Below are 25,861 nucleotides of genomic sequence, written 5' to 3' on the forward strand. Positions count from 1 at the left end.
ATCTGCCCTGCGACAGTACAAGATTCAACTGTGGCGGAGGGTCGTGATCGACTGTCTGAGCAGGGGGTTCGCGAGGCGAAACATCGACGCGTCAGATCCCGGACCGAGTGGTCCGAATTAGTAGGCGCGCGGCGGCGAACTTCGTGCTATCGTCCAAACTGTTGGTGCAAATGCAAGAACGTTTGAGCGTGCATCTGCACGAACTGATCAGCCGAACATTGGCGTAACCGAGGAGTGGGGAACATGTCGGATACATCCACCAACAAGATCACTGGCTCGTGGCGAAAGAGCACATACAGCAATCCGAGCGGGAACTGCGTCGAAGTCGCCGAGGCGACCAACGGCCAGGTCGCCGTACGGAACTCCCGGGATCCCGAAGGCGGGGTGCTGTTCTACACCCGCCCGGAAATCGACGCGTTCGTGCGCGGCGCGAAGGCCGGAGAGTTCGACTATCTGACGAGTTGAGCGGTAACATAAGCGATCGGTGCGGTGTGTTTCGCGACAGGTGGTTGTGACACACTGTGGGCAACCCCCCCGAGTATCGGAGACGAACTCAATGATCGCTGAACCCGACGACGATGGTCTGGTGCATCCCGTTGTCGCGGAACGTGGTCCGACAGTGCTGCGTATTGCACTCGGCGGCCAGTTGCGCAGGCTGCGAGAAGCCAAGGGCATCACCCGAGAAGCAGCGGGCGACGCCATTCGTGGCTCGCACGCGAAGATCAGTCGTCTCGAGTTGGGCCGCACCGGTTTCAAAGAACGTGACATCAGGGACCTGCTGTCGCTGTACGGCGTCGACGACTCCGAAGAGCGGGAGAAGTTCCTCGATCTGGCCAGGCAGGCGAACGAGCCGGGATGGTGGCATCGCTACAGCGATCTGCTGCCCCAATGGTTCGGCACCTACCTGGGTCTCGAACAGGCGGCGAGCAAGATCCGCACCTATGAGGCGCATCTTGTTCCCGGCCTACTCCAAACACCCGAATACACCAGGGCGGTAGTCGCCCTCGGCTATGAAGATGCCGACACGGATCGGCGGGTTCAGGTAAGGCAACGCAGGCAAGAGATTCTGCACCGCTCCGATCCGCCGATCGTGTGGGCGGTCATCGATGAAGCCGCGTTGCATCGACCGGTCGGCGGTCCGCGCGTGCATCGCGAGCAGATGGAACACCTGATCGAACTAGCTCAACTGCCAAACGTCACGGTACAGGTGTTGCCGTACTCCGCAGGCGAGCACGCCGCCGCGGGCAGCTCGTTCAGCATCCTGCGCTTCTCCGAAACCGAGCTCCCCGACATCGTCTACCTCGAACACCTGACCAGCGCCCTCTACCTGGACCGCAGACAAGACCTCGCGCTGTACCTCTCGGTCATGGACCGGCTCAGCGTGCAGGCCGAGCGGCCGGAGAAGTCGATAGAAATCCTAGCGAAGTACGCCGAAGGCTACGATCGCTGATCGCCCCTACGAGGGGACCATGCGGGCACACGCAGACGTTAGCTATCTGTCAGCGCTGCCCCATGATTCGAGACCTGCCGTCGTCGTGCCGCGCGCCCGACCACCCTGGGCCGACGGCGCTTGTGGCGCACAGCAACTCGGTGGGGTAGTCCCTGCCGCGCCGACGGCATCGCACCTCGCCCGATCAGTGAAGCCGAACAATTCAACACGAGTGCGTGGCAATCCCACACTCCCACCGGACAACTCGGTGTCGGAAGCACACCATCCGAAGCGTGCGCTGAGCCCTCCGGCGCAGACCTGGGCACGGATGCCGAGCACTCGCGAATGCCACCAGCGGCCAACGGAACACCACGGCGCCACCCACCGAATGGGACCACTTCCAAGTCCCGCCCGCACACACCGTCCGCGCCGATCGGGACACCACAGCGCCATTTATCGAGTGACCCCGCCACCAGGTCCCACTCCCGAATGCCGTCTGTCCCCAACAGGACACCACTGCGGCTGCTGGGCCGACTGGGACTTCGCCAGAGGAGCTAGCAATTCGGCTTGGCTGCTAGGCGCCTTGGGGTGGCCGCCGCGCAATCCGACCGGCGCGCTGGACATTCGGACGCGAGCGCGAGGTACGCGCGGGAGCCGACCCCTGAGCAATCGGGTGCGCGCGCTGAGCAGCACGGTGCCGGTGACGCGGAGTGCCGCGGCGAGGGCACTGCGCAACGGAGCGGGCACGCTGGGCAATCGGCCGCGGGAACCGGGCAACTCGGCAGTGGCGCTCGGCCGCGGGGCGTGGCCGTCGCGCGATTCGGCGGAGGCGTTGGCAGCTTGGGCGTGGCCGTCGCGCAATTCGATAGGGGCGCTAAGCAACTGGGCGTGGATACCGCGCGATGCGGCGAGCTGGTGGGGCGACAGGTCTGAAGCGCTGCGCAGCGGTGCGGTGCAGCTGGGCGATGGAGCGCGAGCGCTGAGCGGCTCGGCGCTGGGGTTGCATTATTCGGGGGAGTCGCGCAATCAGGCGGGGATGCTGAGTGGCTCGGCGGGGCTGCCGCGTGATTCGGCAGGGGCGCTGCGCAATGGGGCGCGGGTGCTCAGCTATTCGGCGTGGCCTCTTAGCTATTCGGCGGTGCCGACGGGCGACGGGACCTGGGCGCTGCGCAACGGGGCGAGGGCGCTGGGTGGCTCGGCGCGGGCTCGTGGGCCTTCAGTAGGGCTGCGGAACACTTCGGCGGGCTCGCGCGGCGGCTCGGTGTGGAGGCCGGGGGCGCGGGTGGGCGGCTCGCGTGGGGGTGGGGCCGTAATGCCTTGTGCCGCAAGTTCTGAGCCGGAGGGTGGATCATCGCCAGTGGAGCAGGGTGGCTCAGTGCTTGCGGCACAAGGCAATTCGGTGTCCGCCGGACATCGGGCTGCCCGGAAGTGTTACTGCCTGATGAAGCTGGAGGCAATCCGCCAGAACGTCGCAGGCTGCAGTGTGTGGAAATCCCAGTCGTCGACGACGTCATGCGCCGTGGTGACGATCCGGTCGATGTCGAAGTCATGTCGGGTGGCCGCACCCTTGGATTCGACGGCATCGATGACGAACGCGACGGCGGTTTCCCGCGAGTACGCGGTGTTCCTTTGGCCGCTACGGGCCGACGGTGTGCTCATTTTTGTACCGTTCGCTGGCTTGTCGACCAGTGCGGCGGCGGCTATTCCGAGCCGGCCGCCTGCGGAAAGTGGTTGGTTCATTCGAACGCCCCTGACGTTTGGCGGCAGCGGACCCACGGCGACTTCGGCCTTCGGCTCGACCATGCGGCCTCCCCTGGTTGTCCCCTGTAAAGCGTTGCGCGACTGAGTTTAGGTCGCTGTGCCTTTCAGATGCAAGTACATCTGCACGATCGATTTGCAAGCGCACGTGCGGGATTTGGCGTCTGCAAGTTTGCTGACACGCTGTCCCAATAAGACGATCAGTTGGCAAAAAGGACGTCTGTGCTGTAGTGAATCTGCGTGCCGGGTTCTACATACCGGTCGGCCGCTGCCCGCATGGCCAGAAAATGTTCGGTGAAACGGTGCGCCTCGGCCGCTTCGTCGTCGGTATATAGCTGGTAGAGGAAGAATCGGTGCGGATCGACGCGGTCGGCACAGACATCGAAGCGCAGACAACCCGGCTCGTCGCGCAGGGCCGACACCGCACTGCGGGAGATGGCGTCGAGGAAGTCGGCGCGCGATCCCTCCCGGATTTTCATGGACACGATGCGGCTGAACAAGTTTGCTCTCTCCTAACGAGAACGCGAAGGTCAATCGGCAAGGGGGGCAGCATTTTCCGAAACGATGCCCGCGGCGAGCTCGGCGACCGCCCGGCTGATCGCCGTGTCGCCGGAGACGAGTTCGAGTGTCGCGCCCGCGGTGTGTGTCGCGGGCAGCAGTTCGGCCAGCACGGCGGCGACGTCGGCCCGGGGGATGTCGCCGCGCGGAACGCGGGGTGCGGCCAGGGTGACCAGTCCGGTACCCGCGGTATCGATCAGGCGCCCCGGCCGCAGGATCGTCCAGTCCAGAACGCGCTCGCGCAGGTCGTTTTCGGCCTGCGTCTTGGCATCGATGTAGGCGGCCCAGATGTCGTCGCTCCCGGGTGCGGGAGGTTGACCGGCGCCCATCGTGGAGATCTGCACGAAACGCCGCACGCCTGCCCGTTCGGCGGTGTCGGCCAGCCGGACAGAGCCGTCCCTGTCGACAGTGTACTTGCGTTCGGCACTGCTGCCCGGTCCCGCGCCTGCGGCGAAAACGACTGCGTCCGAACCCTTCACGGTATCCATCAGGTGTGCGGTTGCGGCGTGCTCCAGGTCGAGCACGGCGGGTTCGCCGCCGACGGCGGTCACGTCGGCGGCGTGGTCGGGATTGCGGATGAGCGCGACGACCTCGTCGCCGCGGCGGGTGAGCAGGTCGGCGAGCAGGAGGGCGATCTTTCCGTGTCCGCCTGCGATGACAATGCGCATGGGTCGGTCCTTCCGATCGGGGGCGGTCCCGGACTCAGCGTTCGGGGCCACCCGGGTTGCATCGCGCATCGACGGTGGCCTGATAACCGACCGCCGGACGCCAGGGTTCCAAATTCCAACTCGTTTTGTTCGGCTCGACCAATCGTGCCCAGATCCAATGACAGATGAATTGATCACGCATGCCGGGCGTGTCCGCGTCCGGCGATTCCGTGAGCACTTCCCGCCAGGCGCGTTCATCGGTGCCCGGAAATGTGGTCTGCCGTCCGGCGGTTGTCGGATAGACACGCAGACGTGACCCGTCCACGGTTTCGGTCCACTCGACGTGGTCGATCAGCGGCATCCCCGCGTAGGGGTCGACCGTGGGTGTGGCAGATGCCCGGGAGGCGCCGGGTGCCACCGGGGTCGGGGGTGGGACCGTGGCCGCCCGGGACGGCGGTGGGGCGGAGGTCGTGACGGAAGGCGTGGTCACCGACTGATCGACCGGGGCATTCGACCCGCAGGCCGTCGGCAGCAGTGCGGCACACAACAGCACGGTCGTCCTGGCCTGACGCGCGAGATCGGACCGCCGCGACACGCGAGTCGGCCGATTCGGCTGCCTCACTCCGGCTCCTTCCACATCGCGTCCGGGCCGTCGGTGATCCGGCCCCGCCCTCCGAGCCTAGCGACCGCCCGGTACCTTCGGCATCCTCGTCGACCGCAGCGGAGCCGGGCCGCGCCCCGCCGACACTCGGTCGAATGGCATGCTGCCCCCGGTTAGGCCACCGATTGTGGTGGCTTGCTCCTGGAGACCCGGATGGGGATAGTCGTTCGATGATGTGTACACGGATCATGGCGGGGGCGGCCGGGGTCGTGATCTCGGTGGGCCTCGCGTTCGCGACGCCCGCGGTGGCGGCAGTGGGTGAAGCACCGGGCACGGTGACGAATTCGGTGGAACTGACCGGGCGCTTCCGGGTGGACGGCGCGGCGACGGCGGAGCGGCTGACCTATTGGTCGCGCGGACCACGCGGACCGATGCAGAGCACCGGGGTGATCTACGTACCCGCGGGCGCGCCGCCACCGGACGGCTGGCCGATCGTCGCCTACGCGCACGGCACAACCGGTATCGCCGATCAGTGCGCGTTCACGCTGGAACCTCGCGTGTACTACCTCGATACCTTGTATCCGGAGCTGCTGCGGGCGGGGTACGCGGTGATGGTCACGGACTACGTCGGCCTCGGCACCCCCGGCACACACCCCTACCTGGACGGACCCTCGCAGGCCCGCAGCGTGATCGACGGTGTCCGGGCCGCGCGGGCGATCGCACCGGAACTGGGCACCAAGTGGGCGGTGTTCGGCCAATCGCAGGGCGCGCAAGCCGCTTTGTTCACGGCGCACCTCGCGCCCGCCGACGCACCGGAACTGCAACTGCGCGGCGCGGCCGCCACCGGCCCGCCGTCGAACCTCGAGCTGCTCATTCCGCTGGCCGGCCCGTGGATTCCGCGGTTGCCGCTGGAGAAGACCCCTGCGTACGTCGCCATGCTGCTGGCCGGATTGCGCGCGAGCGCACCGGAACTCGATGTCGACAGCTACCTGACCGAGACCGGCCAGGAGGCCTTGCGGGTGGTGGAGTCGGAGTGCATCACCGAGGCGAATGCCAGGCTGGCCGACGTCGCGATCGGCGCGATGCTGGCCAAGCCGCTCGACGACCCGGCGCTGTGGGCCGCCGCGCGGGCGATGATGCGGATACCGACCGCCGGGTACACACTGCCGCTGTTCGTCGGGCAGGGCCTGACGGATATGGAGGTGCCGCCGCCGTTGACCGCCAAACTGCTTGCCGAGTTGCGCTTGTCGGGCACCGACCTGGAGACCCACCTTTATCCCGGCGATCATCTGGGTGCCGCGCGGGCGGCGCTGCCCGATGCGGTGTCCTTCCTGCAGCGTGTCTTGGATCCGGCCTAGGCAGGCCGCTGAAACTGCACTCGGTGCCGACTGGCGTGCGGTGCCGAGTTGCGGAATGTGCTGAAACGCGGTGACTTCCGCCGCACGCCTGGCGGAATCCGTTCAGTGCCAGAGTGATCGGCAGGGGAGTCGGCGTAATCCGGGCCGCACCATGCCGTCCACCGTGACTGTGAGCCCGGCGTGCACCGCGGCGGAGGTGAATTCCCAGGCCTCCGTGCTGCTTGCCGCGTATTCGAGGACCAGCGCGTCATCGGGAGTCGGGCCGTCGAAGTACACGGTGACGCGCCGCGTGGGCGCCTCGTCGATGTTCTCGCGGTAAGCCAGTCTGCGCACAGTGCCGTCCATGCCACCGTCTCCTTCCGGACCGGGCGCGGCAACCGCGCCGGGTAGTTGTGAAGGTAAGGCCAGGCCATGGACCGGAACATGTTCCGTCTCGTTGGCTGGACATGTCACAGGGCTGCCGCGCGACGGTGGGGTCCTGTCACGAGCGAATGCGGACAACCATCACAGACCGGTCGCTCCAAACTTGTGAGATCTCAACATGATCTCCGCCCGCTCTGCCGCTCGTCGGCGAAATTGCCGAGGATGAGTCACAACGTTGGACCCATTCGAGAGGTATCTATCGATGAGTCAGGCCCTACGTTCTATGGGCAGGGGAGCGACCCGTAACAGAGTGTTCCGCGCGTTCGGCGCGATGGCCGTCGGGCTGGCGCTCGTCGCCACGATGGCCGGACCCGGCACCGCCTCCCCGTTGTATCCCGCACCCGACCCCGACCCCTTCTACTCGACCCCGGCCGATATCGCCGACAAGAATCCAGGCGATGTCCTCGCGACCAGGGTGATGCCGCCACTGTTGATCTTCCCGGAAACCACGGTGACGGTCGTTCGTTTCCGTTCCACCAGCTCCGAGGGCAAGCCGATCGCGGCGACCACCACCGTGCTCACCCCACGCGCGCACGTCGAGGACGGTCCGCTGCTGTCGTTCCAGCACATCATCAACGGGCTCGGCGCCGAATGCTCGGTCTCCAAGGTCCTCTACACCGACGATCCGAACCTCGTCGTGCGCGAGGCGCCGGGCTGGAACGTGCTGTTGCAACGCGGCTGGACGGTGGCGCTGCCCGATCACCTCGGCCCGAATTTCGCCTACGGCGCCGCGAAGCTGGGCGGTCAGATCACCCTCGACGGCATCCGCGCGGTCAAGCAGGTGGCCGAACTGAAAGTGCGGCAGAGCCCGGTATCGATGGTCGGCTACTCCGGCGGCGGCATGGCCACCGCGTGGGCGGCCGCGCTCGCTCCGAGGTACGCACCCGAACTGGATATCGCGGGCGCGGCGATGGGCGGCGTGCCGATGAACCTGGTGAAGATGCTGGAGGGCCTCGGTCTGGGCTCGCATCCGGTGTTCGGGCTCGCGCTGGCCGCGGGTCTCGGCCTGGAACGCGAGTATCCCGAGCGCTTCCCGCTCAGCGAGCAGCTGAACGAGCGTGGCCTCGCCGCCCGCGCGAAGATGGCCAACAGCTGCACCAACGACATCCTCTCCGCGGGCGCGGGCAAGGGCGCGCTGGACTTCGCGAAGTCGACGTCGATGATCAACGACAGCACCGCCCGCGCGGTGGTGGAGGAGAACAGCCTGGAGCTCTACGACGGCGTGCCGAAAACGCCGGTGTTCGAATGGCATTCGCCGATCGACGGCCTCATCCCGATCGACGCGGTGGTGAACACCGCCAAGCGCTGGTGTGCCGCCGGGGCGGCGGTGCAGTCCGAACAGATCCCGGTGCCCGACCATCTCACCGCCGCGGTGCTCGGCATCCCGTCGGCGCTGAACTGGCTCGACGCCCGCTTCCGAGGGGAGCCCGCCCCGGACAACTGCTGAAAGCATGCGCAGCACCGAGCCGAACCCGACTCGCCACGAGCGGCATTCGGCTCGGTTGTTGCGGTTCGGCTACGTGTCACCCACAACTCGGTCGTTTCGGCGCGTCGCAGCGCGTACGGCGGGTTAGCCTGACTGTCTGGTACAACAGGGCCTTTCGGGGGCGCACGTCGCATCTCCCTGCGCGCCAGGTGAACCCGACGTCCGCACCCAAAGGCGTGTGCCATGAGATGCTTACCCGCCATTGCCATGGCACTGCTGCTCGTCTGCCCGACCACGCTGGGGCAGGCGGCCGCCGAGCCGTTGCCCGCCCCACCCGGTCTTCCCGCGTTGCCGGAGTTCCCCGGCCTGTTCCCGCCACCGCCGGACGGTGGTTCGCTGCTGCCCGGCGTGCAGAAACTGATCGATCAGGTCATCCCGCCGCCGCCGATCGCACCCGCCCCCGAGTCGGCCACGCCCGGTTGGCAGGCCAGCAGCTTGGGGCCGTCGGTGGTCGCCTTGCGCGACGCGTCGATGCCCGCGAACGTCGGTGATCCGATGTTCGATGCCTGGCCTGCGGACCTGGCGGAACTGGCCGCGGGCCAGGTGATCGAGGTCAGGGACATCACCGCCACGGCCGCACCGCTGATGCTGCTGCCGATCCAGCGCGCGCAGCTGCTCAAGTACCGCACCACCGACGCGCACGGCGCACCCTCCTTCGCGACCGCGACCCTGGTGGTGCCGAGCGCGGCCTGGCCGGGGCAGGGTCCGCGTCCGGTGGTGGTCAACAATCTGCCGATCGACGCGCTCGGCCGCAGTTGCACCCCCGGCTACACACTGGCGCACGGCCTCAACCCCGACACCAGCGTCACCGATTTCATCCCGCCGACCAGCTACGTGGCGGCGCTGCGTGGCTACGCGGTGCTCATCCCGGATCACGAGGGCCCGCGGATGGCATACGCCGAACCATTCGTCGCGGGTCACGCCGTGCTCGACGGCATCCGTGCGGTGCGTGGCCTGCTCCCGGACGAGTTCGGCGCGAGCAAGTTCGGCATGGCGGGCTACTCCGGCGGCGCCATCGCCACGCACGGCGCGGTGAAGCTGATCGACGGATACGCACCGGAATTGGCGGACGTCATCGTCGGGGCGGCGCTGGGCGGCGTGCCCGCCGACTACGAGATCCTGGCGCGCAGCATGAACGGCAACCTGGCCTCGGCGATCTTCATGGGGGCGGTGTTCGGCATCGGCCGGGAGCGCCCGGAGATCCTCGCCCGCATGAACAATCTGGCGCAGTGGGTGGCGACCTCACCGGTGAAGAACCTCTGCGGCAGCACCTACGGCGCGATCGGTCTGCTGATGCTGCCGATCGATATCGCCGCCAATATCCCCGACCCGCTGCACTCCGAGGTCGCGTCCGAGATCTATCGGGTGACCAGGATGGAAGAGATGAAGTCGGGCACGCCGCTGTATATCTACAACGGCGAGCAGGAATTCTGGATCCCGGCCGAAGGTGCGCGCAATCTCTATCTCGAGCAATGCAGGCTCGGCGTGCCTTCGGTGTATCGCAGTGTGCTCGGCGAGCACATCATCGCCGGCGGTCTCGGTTATCCGGAAGCGATGCTGTGGCTCGATGATCGGCTCCGAGGAGTACCCGCACCGAATGAGTGCTGACGATTTGCCGAACCCCGGCGCGTCGTCAAGCCCACTGAATTATTGCTGTTAGCGTTTGCCACGTTTGTCGCGATCTATGACCGACCACAACCCTTTCACGATGTCGGTTGGGCGACGTCCGGACTTGCCGCCCGCGCGATTCGACTCTGCCGTGTTTCGGTATTGTGGGCCGGTCCGGGCGGGCTCGACGCCGGGACTTTTCGAAAGAGGCAGATGAACGACATCACGACCACCGCGTCCGAACAGGCCCTGGCCTTGGTGGGGCGGCACTACCGGATGACCGAGCACTACGAAGTGGGGCGCGAGAAGATCCGGGAGTTCGCCCGTGCCGTGCACGAGCGGCATCCGGCGCACTGGCATGAGGCGGCCGCCGCGGAGCTCGGCTACGACGCCCTGATCGCGCCGCTGACCTTCACCTCGATCGTGCTGATGTTGATGCAGCGCAAGATGTTCGAGTCGGTGCTCACCGCCTACGACATCGGTCAGGTGCTGCAGACCGAGCAGTCCATCGAGGTGCACCGCCCGGTGCTGGCCGGCGACCAGCTGCACTGCGTCTCCTACATCGAGTCGTTCCGGCAGTTCGGTGACAAAGACTTCATGGTGACCAAGAGCGTGCTCACCAACCAGCACAAGGAACTATTGCAGATCGCGACCTCGACCGCCGTCGCGCAGACCGGCGTGGCGATCGCCGCCGAGCTGCGGTCCGCGGTCGACGGCGTCATCATGACCGGCCAGTCGACCGCCGACCGGCACGACGCCGCCACACAGCGGAGCACGCTCGGCGAGGAAGCGGGTGTGGTCGAGTGCTTCGACGAACCCGTGCGCACCGACCCGCTCGACCGCAAGCGGACCCCGCGTACCGTGCCGAGCTTCGACGAACTGTCCGTCGGCATGGAGCTGCCCGTGCACTCGATGCCGCTGTCGCGCGGCGATCTGGTGAATTACGCAGGCGTATCCGGTGATTCGAATCCGATCCACTTCAGCGACGTGGTCGCGCGCAGCGCGGGCCTGCCGGACGTGGTGTCGCACGGGCTGCTGACGATGGGTCTCGGCGCGGGTTATCTGACCTCGTGGCTCGGCGATCCCGCCGCGGTCACCAGCTACGGCGTTCGGTTCGCCGGATTCGCGCCGGTCGCGGCGACCAAGGCGAGTGCCATCGAATTCCGGGGCAAGATCAAGTCGCTCGACCCCGAACGGCGGACCGCGACCGTCGCCCTCACCGCCACCTGCGACGGCCGCAAGCTGTTCGGTCGCGCGACGGCGGAGGTCGCGCTGCGCTGATCCCGCGTGCCGGCTCGGCGCGGTATTCATTCCGAGCCGGCGCTGGATCAAAGGTGAGGCAGCGCTGTATCGAGGGTCCTGAGCCGGGCACAGGGTCTTTGGTCAGTAGAAACAGACAAGCTTCGCATGGCAGACTCGATCTATGCGTCCTTCTGAGGTGCGTCAGTCGGCTGAATCCCCGCTGATCGGTGGGGTCGTCCCGACGGGCGCACCGACGGTGCTGCGCATGATGCTCGGCAGCAGGCTGCGCAAACTCCGTGAGGCCTGCGGGATGACCCGCGAGGACGCGGGCGAGGCCATTCGCGGCTCGCACTCGAAGATCAGCAGGTTGGAGCTCGGCCGCACCGGTTTCCGGGTGCGGGATCTGACCGATCTGCTCGACCTCTACGGGGTCACCGACCCCACCGAGCGCGAGGAATTCCTGGAGCTGGCGCGGCAGGGCAATCAGTCGGGCTGGTGGCACCGCGACAACGACTGGTTACCCAAGTGGTACGACACCTACCTCGGCCTGGAACAGGCGGCAACGCTGGTCCGCGCCTATGAACCGCGCGCGGTGCCCGAACTGCTGCAGACCCCGGAGTACGCCCGCGCGCTGCTGTCGCTGGCCCACTCCGGCGAACTACAGCCCGATATCGAGCGCCGCGTCGCGCTGCGCATGCGCCGCCAGGAGATTCTGGACCGCCCGCAGCCGCCGCAGCTCTGGGTGATCGTGGAGGAAGCGGCGCTGCGCAGGCCGATCGGCGGTTCCGCGGTGTGGAACGCGCAGATCAATCATCTGCTGAAGGTCATCGAGAAGCGCAATATCACCGTCCAGGTGCTGGCCGACCATGTCGGCGGACCCGCGCTCGCCGACGGCGCGTTCACCATGCTCCGCTTCGCCGAGTCCGACCTGCCCGACATCGTCTATCTCCAGCAGCTCACCAGTGCGCTGTACCTGGACAAGCAGGCCGACGTGGACGCGTATCGCGCCGTGGCCAACCAACTTTCGGTGCACGCCGCGCCGCCGGAGTACACGGTCTCGCTGCTGGAAGCGCTGCGCCGCCGCCAGCCGCCGATCCTCGATCAGCCGGCCGGTACCCGCCGGTTCTGACGGTATTTCGTCACGTGATTCCGCTCGGCCGAAGTGGATTCGGCTCGGCCGAATTGGGCACCCGATACTGGAACAGACTGGACGTTCGCGCTCTGTAGCGCGCTCGGCCGGGGTCGGTCCGAGCGACCCCGAAACCGAGTCCTCGCAGGGCGCGAAGTATTGTCCCGATGGGACAATAAGGTGGTAAAGTGACATTATGAGCGACACCGGTGTCGATCTCGATGGCCGCAGGCTGCGGACCAGACGCAGCCGGGAAGCGCTGTCGCGTGCGGCCTTCGAGCTGCTCACCGAGCGGGGGCTCGGCGCGGTGGCCGTCGAGGACATCGCGGTGCGGGCCGGCGTCACCCGGCGCACCTTCAGTCGGCATTTCACGTCCATCGCGGAGGCGATCCTCGGCGATGTCGACCAAGACGTTCACCTGTTCAACGAGGCGCTGTGCCGCCGCCCGGCGCACGAATCGCCGCTGGTCGCCTACCGCAACGCCGTGCACGATTGGTTCGACGCGGAATACGGCGGCGAACGCGCCGCGCTGCTGGCCAGGCGCTGGGCGCTGTTCCAGCGCTTCGAGGAAGAACCCGAACTTTTCGCCGGATATCAGCGCATCCGCATCGAAGGTCAGCGAGAATCGGTGCGGATCATTGCCGCCCGGCTCGGCGTCGACCCCGAGCGGGACCTGCGCCCGGCCACCGCGGTGGCCGCGGGTGCCGGCCTGCTGATCTCGGCCTTGCAGACCTGGGCCGCCGGCGACGATCCGAACGGCCTGCCCGACCTCATCGAGGGTTATTTCGACACACTCGTCGCACTCACCACCGAATTCCGGACCGAGGAGTCACCATCATGACCACAGGGTCGGTGAATATGTATCGCAGGACGTGCCGTCGCGTCGGACTGGACCGAAATCCCATGCGGCGCAAAGAAGACCGCGTGCAGACCATGGTTGGGGTAGCCCTGGCGCTGGTGTTCCTGATACTCGTTCCGGTGCTGGTGATGTCGGTGGGCGCGCGGGTCTATCACACCGAAACCGCTGTGGTGCAGGCGAAAACGGCACAGTTGCAGCGGATCGAGGCGACGGTGACCGAGACCGGCAAGGCGCCGCTGTACGCGCCGATCATGCCCGCCAAGGTCCGGTGGACCGACGCCGACGGCGTGGTGCACAACGAGGACTACCAATCGACCACCGTCGTGCAACCCGGTCAGGCCGTGACCATTTGGCGCAACAGCGCGGGCAAGATCGTCGAACCGCCGTCGCCGAGCCAGGCGCTCAGCAAGGCGGTGCTGTTCACCACCGGCGCCGTGCTCGGCACCATGGCCGTGGCGGCGGGCTGCTACTTCACGCTGCGCAGCAGCCTCGATCGCAGGCGGCTGCGGATGTGGGAAATGGAGTGGGCGACAGCGGATCTGCGCTGGGGCAGCCACAGCTGACTCGACCACGCCACTGTCGGCGTCCGGTCGCGTTGTGACACAACGCGACCGGACCCGATCGACTACACCGGCAAGAGGCTGTGCTTGCGCGGATTCGGCTTGGCGGTGTTCTTGTCGCGCAGCAACCGCAGGGCCTTGCGAATCTCCAGCCGCGTCTGCGACGGCTCGATGACCGCGTCGATGTAGCCGCGTTCGGCGGCGATCCACGGCGTGGCCATGGTGGCGTTGTAGAAGTCGATCATCTGCTGGCGTACCGTCGCCCGCTGATCGACCGGGGCGGCCTCGAGCTGCCTGCGGCCGACGATGCCGACCATGCTCTCGGCGCCCATCACCGCGATCCGGGCGGTCGGCCAGGCCAGGCTGATATCGGCGCCGAGCTGCTTGCAGCCCATCACCGCGTAGCCGCCGCCATAGGCCTTGCGGGTCACCACCGTCACGATCGGCACGGTCGCCTCGATGACCGCGCGGAAGAAGCGGCCGCCGCGCTTGATTACGCCGCTGCGCTCCTCCTCGATACCCGGCAGCACGCCGGGGGTATCGACCACGAAGACGAGGGGCAGCCCGTAGGCGTCGCACAGCCGGATGAAATGGGTGGCCTTGTCCGAGCACTGCGCGTCGAGCGCGCCACCGAGCACCTGCGGCTGATTGGCGACGACGCCGACGCTGCGGCCGTCGACCCTGGCGAAACCGGTGATGAGATTCTGCGCGGTGGCCGCGCCCATCTCGTGGAAGTCGCCGTCGTCGAAGATCCGCACGAGGATCTCGTGCATGTCGTAGCCGACCTTGTCCGAATCCGGGATGATCGAATTCAGTTCCAGGTCATGGCTGGTCACCTCCGGCTCCAGGCCGGGATTCACCACCGGCGGCAGCTCGAGGCAGCTCGACGGCAGGAAGCTGAGGTAGCTGCGCACCCAGTCGAAGGCGGCCTGCTCGTCGGGCGCGACATGGTGCACCGTGCCGTTGCGGGCCAGCGCCGCGGCGCCGCCCAGCTCGTCCGCGCTCACGTCGGCGCCGGTCACCTCCCTGGTGACCTCGGGGCCGGTGACGAACATGTACGACTTGTCGGTGGCGACCAGCACGTCCATATTGACCGGGCCGTACACCGAACCGGCCGCGCACTTGCCGAGCATGATGGCCACCTGCGGCACATAGCCGGACATGTCGCCCTGGCGCCGGCACATCAGCGCGTACCAGGCCAGCGAGGTGACCGCGTCCTGGATACGGGCGCCGCCGGAGTCGTTGATCGCCACCACCGGGCAGGCATTCTCGTAGGCGAACTCCATCGCGGTGGCGACCTTGCGGCCGAACATCTCACCGACCGAACCGCCGTGCACGGTCTGATCGTGCGCGATCACCACGACGGGCCTGCCGTCGATGCGGCCGCGGCCGGTCACCACGCCGTCGCCGTACATGGCGCCCGGCTGCGCCGTCTGGCGCATCAGCGCGCCGATCTCCACGAAGCTGCCCGGGTCGAGCAGCGCGCGCACCCGTTCCCGCGCGCTCGGGATGCCCTTGGTCTTGCGTTTCGCGATGCCGGTCTCGCCGGCGGGTTCCTCAGCGAGCTCCAGGATCCCCCGCAGCTCTTCCAGCTTCTCTCGCGTACCGGTCATAGGTAGTGTTTTGCCCTTCGAAACTCTGCAGCGTCGCCGTACGGGGGCGCAGCGCTCGATGCTATCCGTGGTGAGAGCTACTGCACAGTTGTTCGTCAGATCCGATGGGACAGCTCACAGGTTTGGTCGGCCCGCTCTCGGTGTAGGGGACACCCCGCGCGGCCTGCGGAAGGGGCCGGTGTTTGTGCAAGTTACCAGTCTGCGTGGGTCGCGCCGATGAGTGGTCCCGAGGTTCGCGCGGATGTCTGTTCGGGGACCTCCGGGTGACGTTAAGGTGACGCCGACGCAGCGCCGGAATGCGCGGTCGGCGCTGCGTCATACATTCTTTGGTGGCGCGCGGCCGCTTTGCGGTGGAAACCCCGGTAGGCCGAATGCGCGGTCGCCGCCGAAATCATGCCCGGGTGGTCGGTCGGCTGTGCCGTAAATCACTCGGCGGCTTGTGAATTCGCCCAATGGGTGGCGAGATCACTGATGAGATCCCCGATTTCGCGCTCGTATCCCGATTTGATCACGATCCGGCGCTAGCCTTCATGAGTCATGACGGCAATGCAGGTGAGTTCGGGTTCCGCGAGTTTGGCGTCGAAACTGCTCGACTACTTAGCCGGGCACGCGGGTGCCGGTCTGCCGGGCGAGGTCACGGCCACCACCCGAGATTGTGTGGTCGCCGCGATGAAGTTGCTCGCGCCGCGGACACCGCCGCGGGTGGCCGAGCCACCCGAAATCGCGGGTGCGGCAACGCGTTGGGCGCGTGAAGGGGTCGCACTGGAAACCGTGCTGGCCGCGTATCACGACGAAATTCGCGCCGGGCTGGAATTCGTCGCGGCGGATACCGAGGGCGACGACGTCGTCGCGGGGGCCCAGCTGATCTTGCGCGTGCTGGAAATGGTGACGCTCAAAGCCTCGACCGCCTATGTCGACGAGCATCGGGTGGTGGCCAGGGAACACCAAACCGCAGCACAGACTTTGGTGTCGGCCTTGCTCGGCGGCCATGCGATGGGCGACCTGGCGATGCAGACCGGGATCGCGATCGCACCGGCGTATCAGGTGGTGGCGCTGAGCATTCCGGCCCATCCCGAGGAGCGAAGACCCGGCCTCGGCGCCGCTGCGGCTCGGCGCAAATTGCGCAGGGTGCAGTCCGCGCTGGCCAAACCGCTGGGCTCCCGGGCCTTGTCGCTGCTGTCCGCGGCGGGCGGCACGGTGCTCGTGCCCACCGATGTCCGGCCTGCCCGCATCGGCTCGCCCGCGATGACCGCCGAGGTGCTCGCCATGCTGAGCGACGCCGCCGAGGTGCCGTTGACCGCGGTCGTGGCCGTCGGCCCCACCGCGCGGATTCCCGAACTCGCCGCGCGCACCCACGACCTGCTGGACCGCATCCGCGGCGCGGATCGGGCGCCCGGCCTCTACCGGGTGGCCGAGCCGCAGGATTCGCCCGATTGTGACCCGGCCCAGCCGGTCCGGATTCCCGTCGTCACCTCGCCCAACGATCATGAAATCGGTCGTTCCGCTTGATGTCTCGCCTTTAGGGTCGAATTCCGCCGCGCCGAGCATAAGGAGTCCGTGTGACCACCGCGTTGACCGATCGCGATATTCTGTGTGAACTGGAACCCGTCGCCGAACGATTGCTCAATGACCACATTCGCAAAGCCAAGGCGTGGAATCCACACGATTACGTGCCGTGGGACGACGGCCGCAATTTCGCCGCCCTCGGCGGAATAGACTGGGAGCCCGGTCAATCGAGGCTGACCGAGGTGGCCAGGACCGCCATGGTGACCAACCTGCTCACCGAGGACAATCTGCCGTCCTATCACCGGGAGATCTCGGAAACCTTCTCCCTGGACGGCGCCTGGGGCACCTGGGTCGGTCGCTGGACCGCCGAGGAGAATCGCCACGCCATCGTCATGCGCGACTATTTGGTGGTCACCCGCGCGGTCGATCCGGTGCTGCTGGAACAGGCCAGGATGGCGCATATGACCACGGGTATCGCGAAACCCGTGAAGGGCCAGCAGTTCCTGCGTTCGGTCGCCTATGTCACGCTGCAGGAATTGGCCACCAGAATCAGTCATCGCAACACCGGAACCGCGTGCGACGAACCCATCGCCGAGCGTATGCTGCAACGGATTGCCGCCGACGAAAATCTGCACATGATCTTTTATCGCAACATCAGCGCCGCGGCTCTCGACCTGATGCCGAACGAGGCGCTGCGTGCCATCACCGACGTCGTCACGCGCTTCCAGATGCCCGGCCTCACCCAGCCGAACTTCCGCCGCAACGCGGTCGTGCTCGCCAAACACGGCATCTACGACCTGCGCCAGCACCTCGACGTGGTGGTGCGGCCGGTGCTGCGGGCGTGGGATGTGTTCGAGCGCACCGACCTATCCGGCGACGGCGAACGAGCCCGCGACGAGCTCGGCGCCTACCTCGACGAATTGGCCGAGAAGGCAACACGATTCGAAGAACAGCGCGACCGGGTGGCGGCCAGACAGGCAGAACGAGCCGCCGCGAAACCATGAGACTCCGGGGTCCGATCAGCGCGGCGGCGATGGCAGTCATCGCCGCGACGGTCGCTGTGCCCGCGGTGGCCGACACTCCGGGCGTGCCGAGCGCGCCGCCGCCCGCCGTCGACCCGGCGATGACCAGGACCGGACTGCTCTCGATCGACAGCGTTGGCCCGCGGCGCGAGCGGCTGCGGATTTCGTCCGCAGCCATGCGGCGAGTGATCGAGGTCGACGTGCTGCGCGGCACCGGCACGGCACCGCGCCCCACGCTGTACCTGCTCGACGGCGTCGACGGCGAGGCCACCTCGGGCTGGCTGAGCAAGGGCGGCGCGGCGGAGTTCTTCGCGAACAAGCCGGTTGACGTGGTACTGACCGGTGGCGGCACCGGCAGCATGTACAGCGACTGGGTCCGGCACGACACCGCCCTCGGCCTGAACCGGTGGGAAACCTTCCTCACCGACGAACTGCCGCCGATCGTGGAGTCGCTGCTACGGTCCAGCGGCCGCCGTGCCATCGCCGGCGTCTCGATGGGTGCGCAGGCGGGAATGATGCTGGCGCAACGGCATCCGGGGCGCTACCACGCCGTGGCGGGCATGAGCGGGTGCTATTCGACGGCGGATCCCTTGGGGCGCGCCGTCACCACGATCACCGTCGCCTCGCGCGGCGGCAATGTCGAAAACCTCTGGGGCCCACCGACGTCACCGGAGTGGGCGGCGCACGACAGCCTGCTCGGCGCGGAAGCGTTGCGCGGTACCGCCATCTACCTCTCGGCCGCCACCGGTGTGCCCACCGGCGCCGACCTGGTGGCCATCGCGGAGTCGCCCACCATCGTCGAGGCGTTGCGGCTGGCAGGCGGCGGCGCGGCGCTGGAAGCCGGCGCCCGCTCGTGCACCGAGCGGTTCGCCGGACGGCTGACCGAATTGAACATCCCCGCCGCCGTGCACTACGACACCGCAGGCATGCACACCTGGCCCGACTTCGAGGCGCAACTCCCGCAGGCCTGGCAGGCCCTCGCCCCCGCCCTCTACTGACGCCCGCCGCCTGCTGTGACGTGGCCGGGTGGAATCAGCGGGAGGTTGTTGCGTTGATACAGGTATGACCTCGGCACTTCCCTCCGTCCGGTTCTCCGTACTGGACCGTTCGCGCGTTCGGCGCGGGCAGAGTCATCCTGCGGCGTTGCGCGACACCGTCGAGTTCGCCCGGCTCGCCGAGGAGTGGGGCTACCACCGTTTCTGGGTGTCCGAGCACCACAGCGTGCCCGGTGTGGCCGGGTCGGCGCCGACGGTGCTCGCCGCGGCGGCCGCGGCGGCGACCGAACGCATCCGGATCGGGACCGGCGGGGTGATGCTGCCCAACCATCAGCCACTGATCGTCGCCGAACAGTTCGGCGTGCTGGAGTCGCTGTATCCGGGCCGGATCGACATGGGCCTCGGCCGCTCGGTCGGCTTCACCGACGGGGTGCGCCGTGCGCTCGGCCACGACAAGCGCGACGCCGAGGACTTCGACGCCCAGCTGACCGAGCTGCTCGACTACTTCGACCACGGTCGCAACGGCGTGCACGGCTGGCCCGCCGAGGGTTTGCGGATCCCGGCGTTCCTGCTGGCCACCGGCTCCGGGGCGGAGCGGGCCGCGCGGTTCGGGCTGCCGCTGGTGATCGCGGCGGTGGGCGGGCAGGACCGGATGGTCGAGGCGATCGAGCGCTACCGGGCCGAGTTCCGCGCCACCGCCTGGGGCGCGAGCCCGTACGTCATGGTGTCGGGGTCGGTCGTCATCGCCGATACCACCGAGCAGGCGCACCGGCTGCTGCTGCCCGAGGCGTGGTCGAACGCGTATTCGCGGACCCGCGGCGAATTCCCGACGCTGATTCCGCCCGCTGAGATCGAGGCGATGACCATGACGGACCGGGAACGGCGCATCTTCGAGGACTCGCTGCGCGGTCATGTGCACGGCACCGAGGACGAGGTCGCTGATCAGTTGGAGCGGCTGGTGCTCAGCACCGGCGCCGACGAAATCCTGGTGCACACAAGCACTTACGATCGGGCAGCCCGGTTGGAGTCGCATCGCAGGCTAGCGCGACTCACCGGCCTGCTCGGCTCGGCGAGCGCCGCCCGCGCAACCTCTGCGGTGTAGCCGACGGCTCAATCGGCCAGCGGGAAGCGGACTTCCGCGGCGGCGTAGCCGAACAGTTTGCGACCGTCGGATCGTGCGTCGATCGCGATGGTTGCCCGGCGACGGCGCGGATCGAGGGAGGTGATCCGGCCGTTGAACTCGATAGCGCTCGTCGCGCGCGTCGGAACCCGAAGCGAGTGCGCGAAGTGGGCGAACTGTGCGCGAAACCTGCTGACAGCGGACGGATCGCCGAGCCAGGAACTCAGAAAGCCCGCTGCCAGACCGAGTTTCAGCATGCCTGGGGCGACCACCGACGGCAGGCCGGTCGCGGTCCGTTCGTCGTAGGTGGCCGACTCGGTGTCACCCACCGCCTTTGCGTAGGTCACCACGTCACCGCGCGAGAGATGCACGGTGTGCGAAGGAAGTTCGGTGCCGACGGCGAGCGTGTCGAAATCGATGACGGTGCGTGGTATTCGAGTCGCACACGGCGGGGCTACGCGGGCCGCGGCCACCGGGACGAGATTGCCGGGCTTCGGACCCGGCCGGATAGGGGAGTAGCCCTGCACCGACTCGGCGAGGCCGGTCCTGGCGAGCAGCGCGGTCGAGCCGGTCTGCACGGTCTCGCCGTGCTGATCGATCAGCACACTCTTGATCGCCAGCACGTCGTAGTCGGCGAAATGCCGGAACGACTCGAAATAGATGTCACAGCTCAGCCGATCGCCCGCGACCAGCGGCCTGCCGAGATCGAGAACCTGGTCCGCGTGCAGAATCCGGGTCGGCGGATACCCGGTGATCAAGGTGTCCAGTATTTCCCGCTGCACCCGGTTCAGGATCATCGAGGACAGCGTGGCCGGCGCGAGCAGTCCGGCGAAACCGAGCTCGGCGGCTGCGTCCGCGCTCCAGTGCGCCGGGTGATAATCCTGTACCGCGCGGGCGAATTCGCGGATCGTCGGCCGGTCGATCGCGTAGGCGGTCGCCGACCGGTACCGGTGGTTCACCAGGGCACCGACCTGGTCGGACGGTGTGACGGAAAGGTCGCGCATCATTGCTCCTGCCTTACGAACCGGGACCGAATTGCCATGCCAGCGGCGGTATCTGATCAGGCGTCACCGTGCCGACCACTTCCACGCCCGCGTCGGTGAAGGTGCCGACGGCCCGGTCGATATGGTCGGCCGAGGTGACCACCACCGCATCCCGCGCGCCGATCGTCCGCATGATCCGCGCGGAGTGTTCGGCGTTCTGCACGGTCGACGCCGCCTCCGGTTCCAGATGAATCCGCTCGGGTGCGATGCCGTGTTCGACGAACCAATCCGCCATCGCACGTGCCTCGGTGATGCCGTTGTGCGGATTGCCGCCGGTGACGATGATGGGCGACGCCGGGGCGAGTAGCGCCTGCACGAAACCGGCGTGCAGGCGGTCGATCAGCTCCGGGCGCATCGACCCGTCGGGCAACAGGCCGTAGCCGAGCACCACGATCGCGGTCGCCGGACCGTGGAGCGCGGGAAGGGGTTCCGGCTCCGGCGGGACCAGGGCCCGCAGCACATCCGGTAGTGCGCGGTCGGCCGAGCCGGTGCTCTCGGCCAGCGCGGCCGGAAAGTGGATGAGCGCGGCGGCGACGGCGACCGCGCCGAAGAGAGTGCGTACGGTGCGCCGTGCCGGGCACGACGGTCCGCGAAAAGATTTAGCGAACATGGGCAGCTCCGAGGATCAGCAGGCTGCGGACAGCGGGAAAGGTTCACCCATGCTCGGTTATTCGGTCGGCTGCGCCGCACAATTCTTTTGTTGTCTGTAGACCTCACCGTCCGGCACCGTCGCGGTTCGGAGAAAAGCACGTGCCTTTTGTGGGACCGCGGAAATATCGCGCCGCCGCGCTGTGACCATTCCTCACCGATCAATGTGCCGGTCCGGACTGTGCCGTATACCTAACCGCGACAGCGGCTTTGGTGAGCTGTCCAGTAACCGCGCTGTCCCCTCGGTCGGTGACCTTCCCGGTTTTAGCGTTGGCGCAGTTTCGGTGCCGCCGAACGGCATCCCCCTCGGCACTGCGACACCAATTCTTGCTCGACGTAGGAAGGCATGCAATGAAACGAAGTACCTTCGGCCGATCGTCGCTCGCGGCGGCGGTGCTGACCGGTGTCTCGGTGCTGATCATGGGCATCGCCGGGGTCGGCGCGAGCGCTGACCCGGCGGCCCTGGCGACCGAGCAGTCGCTGGCCGATTACATCGCCGCGGGTCGGAAAGCTGCGCCGGTCGCCGAATCCGGCAGCGCGTCCGGCTCCGCCTGCAATTCCGGCAGCGGTGCCGGTTCGGGCAACGGCTCGGGGAACTGTTACGGCGGCTCGGGCAGCAGCTCCGGGTTGTCCGGTGGATACGCCAGCGACACCGTCGGTTACGGCCCGCCGATGACCTCCTGGCTGGCCGCCTTCGGCCACGGCCTGATGAACCCGGATGTCGCGCCGCCCGGCGCGAACGACTGGAACTGCAAACCGACCGAGGCGCATCCGCGCCCCGTGGTGATGCTGCACGGCACCTGGATGAACGCCTACAACGGCTACGCGTACATGGGCCAGCCGATCAAGGACGCCGGCTTCTGCACCTTCACCTTCAATTACGGCCGGTCCAACCTGGTGCAGGGCGGCGGTCTCGGCTCGGTGCTGCCCGGCGTGATGGGCACCGGCTACATCCAGGACTCCGCCAAGCAACTCGCCACCTTCGTCGACCGGGTCATCGCCGCGACCGGCGCCGCCGAGGTCGACATCATGGCGCACTCGCAGGGTGGCTCGATGGCGAACTGGTACACCAAGTTCGAGGGCGGCGCGGACAAGGTGAAGAACCTGATCACCTATGGTGCTACACATCACGGCACCTCCCTGGTCGGCATCGGCGCGCTGGGCCGGGCGATCAACAACTTCGGCATCGACATTCTCGGCTTCATCGAGATCTTCGTCGGGCACGCCGGTATCCAGCAGACGATCGGCTCCGATTTCGTCAACCAGCTGAATGCCAACGGCGACACCATTCCCGGCGTCGACTACACGATCGTCGGCACCCGCTATGACGAGATCACCAATCCGTACGACCTGACCTTCCTGCGGCCGGGACCAGGGGCCACGGTGCAGAACATCACCTTGCAGGACGGCTGCGAACAGGACGTTTCGGATCATTTGACGATCATGTACTCACCCCGCGCCTTGTCGATCGCGCTGCGTGCACTGGACCCGGCGGGCCACCCCAACCTGGAGTGCACCTTCAACCCGTGGCTGATCGGCGGTGGCGGCCAGCTGTAGCGCCTCGATAGAACGTGCATCTCGGCGAACAGGTGGAACCCCAATCCTCCGAACCTGTTCCGCCGGATGCGCCACCGTCACGCGACCGATGCGCACAGAACAGATTCTTCAACCCCGCCTCTCTGTTCCGTAGCGAATTTCGGCCCGTGGCGAAAGTGCCCACCGGATGGCGACCGCACGCGCCGCCCGGTGGGCACTGTGCCTTTCACCGAATCTGCACCAGGTTTACCGAATCTGGATGAAATTTACGCGCCATTGGTCGCGTGGTTATATCCGCTCCATGAGTCGCTGTTTGCCTGTAGGTCGCACCGTCCGGCACGGGTTTGTTCGGGGTAATCGCCCCGGATCTTCCCGTGCCGGACTGTGCCGTTTCCGTGTATCCCGAACGCTGCGCCCGACGCAGGAAGGCATGTCGATGAAACGAAAGACCTCCAGTCGATTATCGATGGCGGCGGCGCTGCTCGGCGTCTGCGCGCTCCTCACGGGTGTCGCGGGCGCGGGCGCGAACGCCGCACCGCCGGACGCGTCGATCGAGCAGCGCATCGCCGACCGGATCGACGCGAGCGGCCCAGGCGCCGCCGTCGCCGATTACGGCTTCAGCGCGGGTCTGTCCGGCGGATTCGCCAGCGACACAGTCGGTTCCGGTCCGGTGCTGCCCGCCTGGCTGGCCGCCTTCGGCTACGGTCTCACCCACCCGGACGCCGCACCGCCCGGCGCCAACGACTGGAACTGCAAGCCCACCGCCGCGCACCCGCGCCCGGTGGTGCTGCTGCACGGCACCTGGATGAACGCCTACAACAGCTTCGCGTTCATGAGCCAGCCGATCAAGGACGCAGGTTTCTGCACCTTCGCGTTCAACTACGGCCGCGCCGATCCGACGCAGGGCGGCGGCCTGCCGCCGCTGCTGCCGGGCGTGATGGGCACGGGCAACATCGAGATCTCGGCCAAGCAGCTGGCCACCTTCGTCGACCGGGTACTGGCCGCCACCGGCGCGCCCGCCGTCGACATCATCGGGTATTCGCAGGGTGGCGCGATGGCGAACTGGTACACCAAGTTCGAGGGCGGCGCGGCCAAGGTGCAGAACCTGATCACCTACGGCGCAACGCATCACGGTTCCACCATCGACGGTATCGCCGCGCTCGGCCGGGCCATCAACAACGTCGGCGCCGACATCGTGGGCGCCAGCTCGATCGTGGTCGGCCACGCGGTCGCCGAGCAGACCATCGGCTCGGACTTCGTCAACCAGCTCAATGCCGACGGCGACACGGTCCCCGGCGTCGATTACACCATCGTCGGCACCCGCTACGACGAGATCATGACCCCCTACAACCTGACCTTCCTGCGCCAGGGCCGGGACGCGTCGGTGCAGAACATCACCCTCCAGGAGGGCTGCGAACAAGACCTCTCCGATCACCAGACGATGATGTACTCACCCCGCGCCCTCGCCATCGCCCTGCGCGCCCTGGATCCGGCCGGGCACCCGGATCTCGTCTGCACCTTCAACCCGTGGCTGATCGGCGGCGGCGGACACCTCTGAGGGCGACTCGGCGGCGCTCGCGCACGCGTGGGACACCCTGACCTCGATGTCACTCGCGGTGAGCGCCGCCGAAGTCTTCGTCGCCAGATGCTCGGCCCAGGACAACTCCTGTGCCAGGGCGATCGCGGAGTTCGTTGTGGTGCAGTGGAACTGAGCGGACGCCACGATGTCGTCCAGTGCGAAGATCACATCGACGGCGACCTTGCGGTGCACCGTGACGGTGATCGCCGCGATCGCCCGGCGCTCGACGCAATGCTTGACATCCACGGTGGCCAGCGGCAGGTCGCGCACCCGCGGGGTGCTGATGCCGACCACGTTGCCGTAGCGCCACCGGCGCGGCGACCGCCCACCCGACTGTCCGACGGCCTCGTGCACCGCGAGGATGAGATCGTCCAGCGCCGGAGCGGGGACAGTCACCTTATAGGTATAGCGACGGTTCACGATAGGTGCCCACACCTTCCGCGTGTGGTCGCGATGTGTCGCACCGGCGACCGAGTCCAGAACAAGTAATGCCCGAGAAGATCGAGGGCGCAACCGATTCGCACGACGGCGGCGTGCTTGCCGAGTGCCGTGGTCTGTTCCGTCCGCGAACCCTGACGATGTCACGATTTCGCATCGTTGTCTGTCGGTCAAATGTCCGACACCGTCGTCGGGGAGTAATGGAGGTTACCGGACCGCATCCACTGTTCGAATGACTTCGCTTCGACTATCGCGATGTTAGCGTCGAAATGAACGAAAGACAGTGGCGCAATGCGACTACAACTCATCCAGCGTGATCAAACCGTCCTGCAGAGCGCGGGCCACCAGCGCGGCCTTGGTGTTGGCCGCCCGGTCGACCGCCGCGTACTTGGCGCGGATGCGGGTGATGTGGGTGTTGACCGTACCGATCGACAGGTAGAGCTGCATGCCCACTTGGGTTTTCGAGTCGCACTTGACCCAGGCGACCAGCACTTCGAGTTCGCGCGCCGACAGGTGCGGGTCGCGCCACAAGGCGATCGGGTTCGGGGTCGGTTGAGATCGGGGATCCGGAACGATGGAGTGCATCTGTATTTCCCGCTTCGTGCAGTACCAAGTCGGCTCCGGTGCCGCACCTCCCCGAAGGTTGCAGACCAATAACCGATGTGCCCACTGAATATACGATCCCCGCTGGCTTCTGGGAATT

Annotated in this window: 25 protein-coding genes; 15 read left to right on the top strand and 10 right to left on the bottom strand. The window is 67.2% G+C overall.

What is annotated here, in order from left to right:
• Positions 1 to 243: 243 nt before the first annotated feature.
• A complete protein-coding gene (locus DMB37_RS00085; RefSeq protein ID WP_107656514.1) occupies positions 244 to 465 on the top strand; it encodes a DUF397 domain-containing protein in 222 nt (73 codons plus the stop codon).
• A gap of 91 nt (positions 466 to 556) precedes the next feature.
• Positions 557 to 1,450, top strand: a complete 894-nt coding sequence (locus DMB37_RS00090) for a helix-turn-helix transcriptional regulator (RefSeq protein WP_135230865.1) — start codon at positions 557 to 559, stop codon at positions 1,448 to 1,450.
• 1,410 nt (positions 1,451 to 2,860) lie between these two features.
• Here the strand turns inward: DMB37_RS00090 and DMB37_RS00095 are convergent.
• From DMB37_RS00095 to DMB37_RS40335, 4 genes are all read right to left on the bottom strand, one after another.
• The gene (locus DMB37_RS00095) at positions 2,861 to 3,232 is read right to left on the bottom strand and encodes a hypothetical protein (RefSeq protein WP_135230866.1); all 372 of its coding nucleotides are present in this window, start codon (positions 3,230 to 3,232) and stop codon (positions 2,861 to 2,863) included.
• A gap of 155 nt (positions 3,233 to 3,387) precedes the next feature.
• Positions 3,388 to 3,687: a putative quinol monooxygenase gene (locus tag DMB37_RS00100; RefSeq protein WP_107656517.1), complete on the bottom strand. Its 300-nt coding sequence runs from the start codon at positions 3,685 to 3,687 to the stop codon at positions 3,388 to 3,390.
• Positions 3,688 to 3,717: 30 nt separating this feature from the next.
• Complete coding sequence (locus DMB37_RS00105) at positions 3,718 to 4,413, bottom strand: SDR family oxidoreductase (RefSeq protein WP_135230867.1); 696 nt, start codon at positions 4,411 to 4,413, stop codon at positions 3,718 to 3,720.
• Between the two features lie 34 nt (positions 4,414 to 4,447).
• Positions 4,448 to 5,014 (bottom strand): DUF2599 domain-containing protein, encoded by a 567-nt coding sequence (locus DMB37_RS40335; RefSeq protein WP_167768658.1) that lies wholly within the window; start codon positions 5,012 to 5,014, stop codon positions 4,448 to 4,450.
• 209 nt (positions 5,015 to 5,223) lie between these two features.
• On the opposite strand from DMB37_RS40335, the gene DMB37_RS00115 reads away from it, so the two are divergent.
• Positions 5,224 to 6,351 carry a lipase family protein gene (locus DMB37_RS00115; RefSeq protein WP_240772164.1) on the top strand — a complete coding sequence of 376 codons (1,128 nt, stop codon included), beginning with the start codon at positions 5,224 to 5,226 and terminating at the stop codon, positions 6,349 to 6,351.
• 102 nt (positions 6,352 to 6,453) lie between these two features.
• On the opposite strand, the gene DMB37_RS00120 is transcribed toward DMB37_RS00115, so the two are convergent.
• A complete protein-coding gene (locus tag DMB37_RS00120) occupies positions 6,454 to 6,696 on the bottom strand; it encodes a hypothetical protein (RefSeq protein ID WP_107656518.1) in 243 nt (80 codons plus the stop codon).
• A 301-nt stretch (positions 6,697 to 6,997) separates the two neighbouring features.
• Between DMB37_RS00120 and DMB37_RS00125 the strand changes: the two genes are divergently transcribed.
• The 6 genes from DMB37_RS00125 (at position 6,998) to DMB37_RS00150 (ending at position 13,661) form a co-directional block, all read left to right on the top strand.
• Entirely contained in the window at positions 6,998 to 8,221 is a 1,224-nt protein-coding gene (locus tag DMB37_RS00125; protein WP_370465294.1) for a lipase family protein, read from the top strand.
• A 222-nt stretch (positions 8,222 to 8,443) separates the two neighbouring features.
• Positions 8,444 to 9,868, top strand: a complete 1,425-nt coding sequence (locus DMB37_RS00130; RefSeq protein ID WP_240772165.1) for a lipase family protein — start codon at positions 8,444 to 8,446, stop codon at positions 9,866 to 9,868.
• A 213-nt stretch (positions 9,869 to 10,081) separates the two neighbouring features.
• Positions 10,082 to 11,149, top strand: coding sequence for a fused (3R)-hydroxyacyl-ACP dehydratase subunits HadA/HadB (locus tag DMB37_RS00135; protein WP_135230868.1), 1,068 nt, complete (start codon positions 10,082 to 10,084; stop codon positions 11,147 to 11,149).
• Positions 11,150 to 11,291: 142 nt separating this feature from the next.
• The gene (locus DMB37_RS00140; RefSeq protein ID WP_135230869.1) at positions 11,292 to 12,239 is read left to right on the top strand and encodes a helix-turn-helix transcriptional regulator; all 948 of its coding nucleotides are present in this window, start codon (positions 11,292 to 11,294) and stop codon (positions 12,237 to 12,239) included.
• 196 nt (positions 12,240 to 12,435) lie between these two features.
• Complete coding sequence (locus tag DMB37_RS00145) at positions 12,436 to 13,080, top strand: TetR/AcrR family transcriptional regulator (protein ID WP_135230870.1); 645 nt, start codon at positions 12,436 to 12,438, stop codon at positions 13,078 to 13,080.
• The gene (locus DMB37_RS00150) at positions 13,077 to 13,661 is read left to right on the top strand and encodes a hypothetical protein (RefSeq protein ID WP_135230871.1); all 585 of its coding nucleotides are present in this window, start codon (positions 13,077 to 13,079) and stop codon (positions 13,659 to 13,661) included. The genes DMB37_RS00145 and DMB37_RS00150 overlap by 4 nt, the downstream gene beginning before the upstream one ends.
• 62 nt (positions 13,662 to 13,723) lie before the next feature.
• Here the strand turns inward: DMB37_RS00150 and DMB37_RS00155 are convergent, their stop codons facing one another.
• Positions 13,724 to 15,271 carry an acyl-CoA carboxylase subunit beta gene (locus tag DMB37_RS00155; RefSeq protein ID WP_135230872.1) on the bottom strand — a complete coding sequence of 516 codons (1,548 nt, stop codon included), beginning with the start codon at positions 15,269 to 15,271 and terminating at the stop codon, positions 13,724 to 13,726.
• Positions 15,272 to 15,808: 537 nt separating this feature from the next.
• Between DMB37_RS00155 and DMB37_RS00160 the strand changes: the two genes are divergently transcribed.
• From DMB37_RS00160 to DMB37_RS00175, 4 genes are all read left to right on the top strand, one after another.
• A complete protein-coding gene (locus DMB37_RS00160; RefSeq protein ID WP_240772166.1) occupies positions 15,809 to 16,780 on the top strand; it encodes a transcriptional regulator in 972 nt (323 codons plus the stop codon).
• Between the two features lie 50 nt (positions 16,781 to 16,830).
• Positions 16,831 to 17,781, top strand: coding sequence for an acyl-ACP desaturase (locus tag DMB37_RS00165; protein WP_135230873.1), 951 nt, complete (start codon positions 16,831 to 16,833; stop codon positions 17,779 to 17,781).
• Positions 17,778 to 18,797 (top strand): alpha/beta hydrolase family protein, encoded by a 1,020-nt coding sequence (locus DMB37_RS00170; protein ID WP_135230874.1) that lies wholly within the window; start codon positions 17,778 to 17,780, stop codon positions 18,795 to 18,797. Before DMB37_RS00165 ends, DMB37_RS00170 begins: the two co-directional genes overlap by 4 nt.
• 64 nt (positions 18,798 to 18,861) lie before the next feature.
• Positions 18,862 to 19,896, top strand: coding sequence for an LLM class flavin-dependent oxidoreductase (locus DMB37_RS00175; RefSeq protein WP_135230875.1), 1,035 nt, complete (start codon positions 18,862 to 18,864; stop codon positions 19,894 to 19,896).
• A gap of 8 nt (positions 19,897 to 19,904) precedes the next feature.
• Here the strand turns inward: DMB37_RS00175 and DMB37_RS00180 are convergent, their stop codons facing one another.
• Both DMB37_RS00180 and DMB37_RS00185 read right to left on the bottom strand, forming a co-directional pair.
• Positions 19,905 to 20,918 carry a fused (3R)-hydroxyacyl-ACP dehydratase subunits HadA/HadB gene (locus DMB37_RS00180; protein ID WP_167768660.1) on the bottom strand — a complete coding sequence of 338 codons (1,014 nt, stop codon included), beginning with the start codon at positions 20,916 to 20,918 and terminating at the stop codon, positions 19,905 to 19,907.
• Between the two features lie 13 nt (positions 20,919 to 20,931).
• A complete protein-coding gene (locus tag DMB37_RS00185) occupies positions 20,932 to 21,567 on the bottom strand; it encodes a YdcF family protein (protein WP_135230877.1) in 636 nt (211 codons plus the stop codon).
• Between the two features lie 389 nt (positions 21,568 to 21,956).
• Here DMB37_RS00185 and DMB37_RS00190 point away from each other — a divergent pair, with 389 nt between their 5' ends.
• On the top strand, positions 21,957 to 23,162 hold the full coding sequence (locus DMB37_RS00190) for a triacylglycerol lipase (RefSeq protein ID WP_135230878.1): 1,206 nt from the start codon (positions 21,957 to 21,959) through the stop codon (positions 23,160 to 23,162).
• Between the two features lie 415 nt (positions 23,163 to 23,577).
• Positions 23,578 to 24,699, top strand: coding sequence for a triacylglycerol lipase (locus tag DMB37_RS00195; RefSeq protein ID WP_135230879.1), 1,122 nt, complete (start codon positions 23,578 to 23,580; stop codon positions 24,697 to 24,699).
• Here the strand turns inward: DMB37_RS00195 and DMB37_RS00200 are convergent.
• Together DMB37_RS00200 and DMB37_RS00205 are read right to left on the bottom strand one after the other, a co-directional pair.
• Positions 24,592 to 25,116: a hypothetical protein gene (locus DMB37_RS00200; RefSeq protein ID WP_135230880.1), complete on the bottom strand. Its 525-nt coding sequence runs from the start codon at positions 25,114 to 25,116 to the stop codon at positions 24,592 to 24,594. The genes DMB37_RS00195 and DMB37_RS00200 overlap by 108 nt on opposite strands.
• A 339-nt stretch (positions 25,117 to 25,455) precedes the next feature.
• Positions 25,456 to 25,743: a response regulator transcription factor gene (locus tag DMB37_RS00205; protein WP_135230881.1), complete on the bottom strand. Its 288-nt coding sequence runs from the start codon at positions 25,741 to 25,743 to the stop codon at positions 25,456 to 25,458.
• Between the last annotated feature and the right edge of the window lie 118 nt (positions 25,744 to 25,861).

This window comes from Nocardia sp. CS682 (genome assembly GCF_004634405.1).
In the GTDB taxonomy this organism is placed as follows: domain Bacteria; phylum Actinomycetota; class Actinomycetes; order Mycobacteriales; family Mycobacteriaceae; genus Nocardia; species Nocardia ninae.